Source organism: Corallococcus sp. 4LFB (assembly GCF_046520365.1).
GTDB classification, from domain to species: Bacteria; Myxococcota; Myxococcia; order Myxococcales; family Myxococcaceae; genus Corallococcus; species Corallococcus caeni.
The window spans coordinates 1-1,599 of record NZ_JBKGHJ010000942.1 but is presented as its reverse complement, the minus strand read 5'-3'; the positions used below and the strand labels follow the sequence as shown (position 1 = coordinate 1,599).

Here is a 1,599-nt window from a genome sequence, read left to right as displayed (position 1 = left end):
ACCTGGCGGGAGAAGGCCAGGCGCGCGGCTACCTGCTGAGGCCGGAGCTGACGGCAGAGAAGTTCCTGCCGGAAGTCTATGGGCCGGCGGGCAGCCGCATGTACCGCACGGGAGACCGGGTGCGGTACCGGGCGGACGGAGTGCTGGAGTACCTGGGCCGTGTGGACTTCCAGGTGAAGGTGCGAGGCTTCCGCATCGAGTTGGGCGAAGTCGAAGCAGCCCTGCGCGAGCAGGAGGCGGTGAAGGAAGCCGTCGTCGTGGCGAAGGGGGAGGGCGCGGAGAAGCGGCTCGTGGCGTACGTGGCGCCGAAGGCAGGCGCGACGCTGGAGGCAGAGGCGCTGAAGGCAAGCCTGCGTCAGCGGTTGCCGGAGTACATGGTGCCCGGGGCAGTGGTGGTGCTGGAGGCGCTGCCGCTCAACGCCAACGGCAAGGTGGACCGCAAGGCCCTGCCGGAGCCGGAGGCACCGGCCTCCACCCGCACGTACGTGGCACCACGCACGGAGACGGAAGCGAAGCTTGCGGCCATCTGGGCGGAAGTGCTGCGAGTCCCACGGGTAGGCGTGAAGGACGACTTCTTCGCGCTGGGAGGCCACTCGCTGCTGGCGACGCAGGTGGTGTCGCGGGTGCGCGCGGAGACGGGCGCGGAGTTGCCACTGCGCGCGTTGTTCGAGGCGCCCACGGTGGAGTCCCTTGCTCGCCGGCTGGAGAGCGCTGGACGCGCGAAGGCACCGGCCCTCGTGCGCGTGTCACGGGAAGCACCGCTGCCGCTGTCGTTCGCGCAGCAGCGGCTGTGGTTCATCGACCAGTTGGAGCCGGGGACGGCGCTCTACAACGTTCCCGTGGCGGTGCGGCTGGAAGGCGACCTGGATGTCGGAGCCCTGGAGCGCGCTCTGCGTGAGGTCGTGCGCCGTCACGAGGCCCTGCGCACGACGTTCGTGGCGGGGAACCCGGAGCCGGTGCAACGGGCCGCGGCCGGCAGTGCCTTCACCCTGGTGGTGGACGACCTGACGTCGAACACCGCCGGGCTCCAGCGGCGTGTGGAGCAGGAGGTCCTGCGGCCTTTCGAGCTGGCACATGGCCCGTTGATCCGGGCGCTGCTGCTCAAGCTCGACGCCCGTGAGCATGTGCTCGCCGTCACGTTGCATCACATCGTGTCGGACGGATGGTCGCTCGGCGTGCTGATCCGCGAGGTCAGTACGCTCTACGCGGCCTTCGTGCACGGCCTGCCCTCGTCGCTGCCGGAGCTGCCGGTGCAGTACGCGGACTATGCGGCGTGGCAGCGCGGCTGGTTGCAGGGCACGACGCTCCAGCGGGAAGTGGACTACTGGAAGCAGAAGCTTGCCGGTGCGCCGCCGATGCTGGAGCTGCCCACGGACCGTCCGCGTCCGGCGGTGCGAGGCAACGCGGGGGCGACCCAGGGCTTCCTCTGGCCGCAGTCGCTGGCCCAGGGCCTGCGAGGCCTCGCGCAGCGCGAAGGCGCCTCGCTGTACATGGTGCTGCTGGCCGGGTGGCAGGTGCTGCTGTCGCGCTACAGCGGCCAGGACGACATCAGCGTGGGTTCGCCCATCGCGGGCCGCACGCGCGCGGAGGTGGAGGGCC

The 1,599-nt window shown here is 70.8% G+C and carries 1 protein-coding gene; it reads left to right on the top strand.

The window, feature by feature from the left end:
* Positions 1 to 1,599: condensation domain-containing protein (locus tag ACLEQD_RS43020; protein WP_410391737.1), on the top strand; the 1,599-nt coding region annotated here is incomplete at both ends.